Here is a 5,869-nt window from a genome sequence, read left to right as displayed (position 1 = left end):
GGTCGCTTGCCGGAAGGCGTGCTTGCGCACCGACCTGGAGGAAGCCCATGACTGCTCGTCCCGTCCCGACCGTCGCCGACCGCCCGCTCGAGGGGCGGGTCGCGCTCGTCACGGGCGGTGCCCGCGGCCTGGGCGCGGCGTACGTCCGCGCCCTGCACGCGGCGGGCGCCGCCGTCGTCGTCGCGGACGTGCTCGACGACGAGGGTGCGGCCCTCGCGGCCGACCTCGGCGACCGGGCTCGGTCCGTCCGCCTCGACGTGACGGACGAGGCGGGGTGGGCGGCGGCGGTCGAGGCCACGGTCGAGGCGTTCGGGGGCCTGGACGTGCTCGTGAACAACGCGGGCATCGCCAACTCCGCCCCCATCGAGCACTACTCGACGGCCAAGTGGGACGCCGTCATCGCGGTCAACCTCACGGGCACCTTCCTGGGCTGCCGCACGGCGGTGCCGGTGATGAAGGCCGCCGGGGGCGGGTCGATCGTCAACGTGTCGTCGGTCGAGGGGCTGCGGGGCGGCGAGCGGCTGCACGGCTACGTGGCGTCGAAGTTCGGCGTGCGGGGGCTGACCAAGTCGCTCGCCGTCGAGCTGGGCCGGGACGGGATCCGGGTGAACTCGGTGCACCCGGGCCTGGTCCGGACGGACATGACGACACGCATCGACACCGACGCCGTGCCGATCCCGCTCGGGCGCGCGGCTGTGCCGGACGACGTGGCGGGCGCCGTGGTGTTCCTCGCGAGCGACGCGTCGGCGTACCTCACGGGCGCGGAGCTCGTCGTGGACGGTGGCCTCACCGCGGGCGTCTGAGGGCCCCCGGGCCCCCGCCGAGCGGGCCGGACGTCACGGCACTGCAACATTCTGAAGAATGTCTCGCCAGGGCATACCGGCCAGTCGGTTTATCGGCTAGCGTGGCACCACCCGACACGAAGAGGTGCCGATGTCCCGCCGTATCCCCGCGTCCCCCGCGACAGCGCACAGCCCCGCAGCCCGCCCGCGACTTGAGGTCTCCGGCCTCACCGTGACCTTCGGCGGCCTCACCGCCCTCGACGGCGTCGACCTCACGGTGGGCGACCCGTCGGCCGGGGCCGATCAGGGCGCCGAGACCGTCGCCCTGATCGGTCCGAACGGCGCGGGCAAGACCACCGTCTTCAACGCGGTGTGCGGCCTGGTGCGCCCGTCCGCAGGGGAGATCCGTCTCGACGGGCGCCCCGCGCCCGCGTCCCCGTCCCGGCTGCTCGAGCGCGGGCTCGCGCGCACGCTCCAGGGGCTCGGCCTCTTCGCCGGGCTCACGGTGCTCGAGAACGTCCTGGTGCCGGTGGCCGGGAATGCCGGCGCCTCCGACGCCGCGGGGGCCGCGCTCGCGCGGCTCGGCCTGACCGGCGACGCCGGGACCGCGGTCGACGCCCTGCCCTACCCCGTGCGCAAGCGGGTGGCGCTCGCCCGCGCGCTCGTGGCGCGGCCGCGGCTCCTGCTGCTCGACGAGCCCGCGGGCGGCCTCGGGGCCGACGACGTGGAGGCGCTCGTCGACGTCGTGCGCGACGTCGTGGCGGACGGCTGCGCGGTGCTCCTGGTGGAGCACCACGTCGACTTCGTCATGGCCGTGGCCGACCGGGTCGTCGTGCTCGACTTCGGGCGCGTCGTCTCGAGCGGCACGCCCGAGGAGGTCCGCGCCGACCCCGCCGTCGAGGCGGCCTACCTCGGGCTGGAGGCAGCGTGAGCCCCGCCCTGGCCGTCGAGGGCCTGACCGTCGGCTACGCGGGCGCGCCCGTGCTCGACGGTCTCGCGCTCGCCGTCGCCCCCGGCGAGGTGGTCGCCCTCCTCGGCGCGAACGGCGCCGGCAAGACGACCCTGCTCCGGGCGCTCTCCGGCCTCACGGCGCCGCGCGCGGGCCGCGTGCTGCTCGACGGCGCCGACCTCACCGACCTGAGCGTCGAGGACCGCGCCCGGCGAGGGCTGGCCCAGGTCCCCGAGGGGCGGAGCGTCGTGACCGAGCTGACCGTCGACGAGAACCTCCACCTCGGCGCCCTGTGGTGCCATCCCGGCCGCGCCGCCCGGCGGGCCGCCGTCGCCCGCACCTACGACCTGTTCGAGCCGCTCGCGCGCCGCCGCTCCAGCCTGGGGCACCAGCTCTCCGGCGGCGAGCGGCAGATGCTCGCGCTCGGCCGCGCCCTGCTCGCCCGCCCGCGCGTGCTGCTCCTCGACGAGCCGTCGCTCGGCCTCGCGCCGCGCGTCGTCGCGCAGCTCATGGGGGTACTGCGCGCCACGGCGCGGGAGACCGGCCTGACGGTGCTGCTCGCGGAGCAGAACGTCACCAGCGCCCTGTCGATCGCGGACCGGGGCGTCGTGCTGAGCCTCGGCGCGGTGGTGGTCGACGCCCCCGCCGCCGAGCTCGCCGGCGACCCCGCCCTCCGCCACGCCTACCTGGGCTTCTGACCGGCTACCGACCGGTCCCGACCGGCACCCGACCTGCGTCCCCGAGAGAGGCTCCCCATGGACCGACTCGTCTTCCTCCTCGCCACCGGGCTCGCCCGGGGGCTCGTCGTCGCGCTCTTCGCGCTGTCCCTCGTGATCGTCTGGCGCGCCGCACGCCTCGTGAACTTCGCCCAGGCCGCGGTCGCCACCGTCGCCGTCTTCGCGGCGTTCGCCGTCACCGGCGCGACGGGGTCCTTCTGGGCGGGGCTGGCCGCCGCGCTCCTCGCCGGGGCCGCGCTGAACGCCGCCGTGGAGCGCGGCCTGATGCGCCGGGTGCCGTCGGGCAGCCCGCTGCCCGGGATGATCGTCGCCATCGGGCTCGTCATGGTGCTGCAGTCCGCCCTCGGGATCGCCTTCGGCCCCCGGCACCGGCCGATGGCCGCACCGTTCGACGAGCGCCCCTTCGTCGTCGGCGGCGTGCCCCTGCTCTCGCCGTACGACCTGTTCGTGCTGGCCGTGGCGCTGGCGGTGGTCGGGCTCCTCGCGTGGCTCTTCAACGGCACGTCGCTGGGACTGCAGCTGCGCGCGTCCGCGGCGGCGCCCGAGGTGTCGCGCCTGCTGGGCGTGCGCGTGCCGCGCATGGTCACCCTCGGCTGGGCGCTCTCGGGCGCCGTCGCCGCCCTCGCGGCGCTCCTGCTCGTGCCCACCGAGCTCGGCCTCAACGCGCACTCCGCCGACCTGCTCTTCGTGCACGCCTTCACCGTCGCCGTCCTGGGCGGGCTCGACTCGCCGACCGGGGCCCTGGTCGGCGGCGTCCTCGTGGGGGTGCTCGTCAGCCTCGTCACCGGGTACCTCGGCGCCGGCGTCGCCCCGCTCGCCGTCCTCGCCCTGCTCACGCTCGTGCTGCTGGTGCGGCCCGGCGGGATCTTCGCGGCCGCCCAGGTGCGTGCCGCATGACCGCTACGAGACCCGCCGAGACCGAGGAGACCGTCGTGCGCGACGCGCGCCGCCCGGAACCGCGGCCCGTCGGCCGCCTCACGCCCACCCAGCGGATCCTGCTGCGCGCGGTCGTGCTCACGCTGCTGGCGGTCGCGGCGACGTTCCTGCTCGACCCGTACCGCAACTACCAGCTCGCCGTCGTCGCCGCGACGTTCTGCGCGACGGCGGGCCTCACGCTCCTCGTCGGCCTCACGGGCCAGCTCTCCCTCGGGCACGCCGTGCTCATGGCCGCGGGCGGGTACGGGTACGCCCTCACCGTGAACGCGGCGTCCGGCGCCGGCCTCGACGGCGACGGCGCGGCCGGCGCCGCGCGCGTCGTCCTGGGGCTGGTCGGGGCTCTGCTCGCCTCCGGCGCGCTGGGCGGGCTGCTCGGCCTCGCCGGCGCCCGCCTGCGCGGGCCCTATCTGGCGGGGCTGACGCTCGCCATGGTCGTCGCGCTGCCGGCCCTCACCGCGCAGGTGCCGGCGCTCGGCGGCGACCAGGGGCTGGCCGTCCCGTTCGAGGGCGTGCCCGAGGCGCTGTCCCGCCTGATCGCCCTGGAGCAGTGGCACGCCTGGGTGGCGATCGTCGTGGCCGCGCTCGCCGTCACGCCCCTCGCGGTGCTGCGCTCCGGCCGCGCGGGCCTGCGCATGCGCGCCGTGCACGGCGACGAGACCGCCGCCCGGCTCTCCGGGGTGTCGCCGGCGCGGGTCAAGGTGGGCGCGTTCGTCGCGAGCTCGCTCGCCGCCGGGCTCGGCGGCGCCGCCCTGTGCCTCGTCACCCAGTCGGTCGGCCCCGGCCGCTACGACCTCGCGTTCTCGCTGCTCCTCGTCGTGGCCGCCGTCGTCGGCGGGCTCGGCAGCCTCGGCGGCGCGGCCGCCGGGGCTGCGCTCGTCGTGCTGCTGCCGTGGCTCGTCGACACCGTCACCGGCGCCGTCGGCGTCCCCGCCGACCTCGAGCAGCGGCTGTCCGGCAACCTCGCCGTGCTGGTCTTCGGCGCCCTGCTGATCGTCGTGACCCTGGCCTGGCCGGGCGGGCTCGCCCGCGCCGCGGCCCGCCGTCGGCCACGCCCCGCACGACCCCGTCCCCGCGGCCGCACCGACGCGCCCGCGACACCGCCCCCAGCGTCACAACCACTCGAGAGGTGATCCCCATGCGGAACCCCCGCACCGCCACCGCCGGTACGACTGCCGGCGTCGCCGCGGCGTCCGTCGCGTGCCTGGCCCTCGCCGGCTGCAGCACTCCCGCCGCGGCGGCCCCCGGCATCAGCGACGACACCGTCACGGTCGGCACGCACCAGCCGCTGACGGGCCCGGCCGCCGCCGGGTACGCGTCGATCTCGGCCGCCACGAAGGCGTACTTCGAGTACGTCAACGCGCACGGCGGCGTCCACGGCCGCTCCATCGAGTACGTGGTCAAGGACGACGGGTACAACCCGGCGAACACCCAGACCGTGGTCCGCGAGCTGGTGCAGGAGGACCAGGTGTTCGCCCTGCTCGGCGGCCTCGGCACGCCGACGCACTCGTCCGTGCTCGACTACCTCGACCAGAACGACGTGCCCGACCTCTTCGTCGCGTCCGGCAGCACGATGTGGGACGACCCCGAGGGGCACCCGAACACGTTCGGCTTCAACGCCGACTACGTGGTCGAGGGCGCCGCGCTCGCGCGGTACACCGCCGACGAGCACGCCGGCAGCAAGGTCTGCGTCTTCGGGCAGGACGACGACTTCGGCGAGGAGTTCCTCGAGGGCGTGGAGCTCGCCCTCGGCGCGGACGGCGTCACCGCCCACGAGTCGTACTCGACGTCGAACCAGGACGTCACCGCGCAGATGGGCGCCCTCCAGGCCGCCGGGTGCGAGGACGTGCTCCTCGCCACGGTGAACGGCTTCACGGCGCTCGCGGTCGGCACGGCCGCGAAGATGGGCTGGAGCCCGCGGTGGCTGGCGTCGTCGTCGGGCGGCGACTACCCGACGCTCGTCGAGCTGCTGGGCGAGGACGTGGCGCCCGCCCTGCTCGAGGGCTTCGTCAGCGCGAACTACCTGCCCTTCGGGCCGGACGGCGAGTGGGTCGAGCTGTTCGAGCAGATCAACGACGAGTACAACGACGGCGCGCGCTTCGACGGCAACACCGTGTACGGCATGAGCGTCGGCTACCTGTTCGCCGAGGCGCTCGCCGAGGCGGGCGAGGACCCGACACGCGAGAGCCTGGTCGAGGCCGTGGAGTCGGGCCGGCTCGAGGGCAACGGCATCCTGCCGCTCATGTTCGGCCCGGACGACCACTCCGCGTTCGACGGCGTCGGCATCACCGTCGTTGCCGACGGCGTGCAGGACTACGTCGGCGCCACCTACGCCGTCGGGGACGGGAAGGTCACCGAGGTGGAGCCGCAGCCGGTGGAGCTGCGAGGAGGCGGCGTCCCCGCCTCGTAGCCTCGCCGCCGCCCCGCCGTCGTGGGCGCGCGTCTGGCGCTATCCGAGGACCGGATAG

Annotated in this window: 6 protein-coding genes; all 6 read left to right on the top strand. The window is 75.9% G+C overall.

What is annotated here, in order from left to right:
* Positions 1–47: 47 nt before the first annotated feature.
* The 6 genes from ACFWEK_RS17955 to ACFWEK_RS17930 all read left to right on the top strand — a co-directional run bounded on the left by ACFWEK_RS17955 (position 48) and on the right by ACFWEK_RS17930 (position 5,811).
* Positions 48–803 (top strand): glucose 1-dehydrogenase, encoded by a 756-nt coding sequence (locus tag ACFWEK_RS17955; RefSeq protein ID WP_430554906.1) that lies wholly within the window; start codon positions 48–50, stop codon positions 801–803.
* 130 nt (positions 804–933) lie between these two features.
* Positions 934–1,713 (top strand): ABC transporter ATP-binding protein, encoded by a 780-nt coding sequence (locus ACFWEK_RS17950; protein WP_430554905.1) that lies wholly within the window; start codon positions 934–936, stop codon positions 1,711–1,713.
* Positions 1,710–2,429, top strand: coding sequence for an ABC transporter ATP-binding protein (locus ACFWEK_RS17945; protein WP_430546227.1), 720 nt, complete (start codon positions 1,710–1,712; stop codon positions 2,427–2,429). The genes ACFWEK_RS17950 and ACFWEK_RS17945 overlap by 4 nt, the downstream gene beginning before the upstream one ends.
* Positions 2,430–2,486: 57 nt before the next feature.
* Entirely contained in the window at positions 2,487–3,365 is an 879-nt protein-coding gene (locus ACFWEK_RS17940; protein WP_430554904.1) for a branched-chain amino acid ABC transporter permease, read from the top strand.
* Complete coding sequence (locus ACFWEK_RS17935) at positions 3,362–4,534, top strand: branched-chain amino acid ABC transporter permease (RefSeq protein ID WP_430554903.1); 1,173 nt, start codon at positions 3,362–3,364, stop codon at positions 4,532–4,534. The genes ACFWEK_RS17940 and ACFWEK_RS17935 overlap by 4 nt, the downstream gene beginning before the upstream one ends.
* 5 nt (positions 4,535–4,539) lie before the next feature.
* Complete coding sequence (locus ACFWEK_RS17930; protein ID WP_430554902.1) at positions 4,540–5,811, top strand: ABC transporter substrate-binding protein; 1,272 nt, start codon at positions 4,540–4,542, stop codon at positions 5,809–5,811.
* Positions 5,812–5,869 lie beyond the last annotated feature (58 nt).

This window comes from Isoptericola sp. NPDC060257 (genome assembly GCF_042726645.1).
Lineage (GTDB): Bacteria > Actinomycetota > Actinomycetes > Actinomycetales > Cellulomonadaceae > Isoptericola > Isoptericola nanjingensis.
Note: the sequence above shows the minus strand (reverse complement) of the source record. Positions and strands in the feature narration are given on the sequence as shown.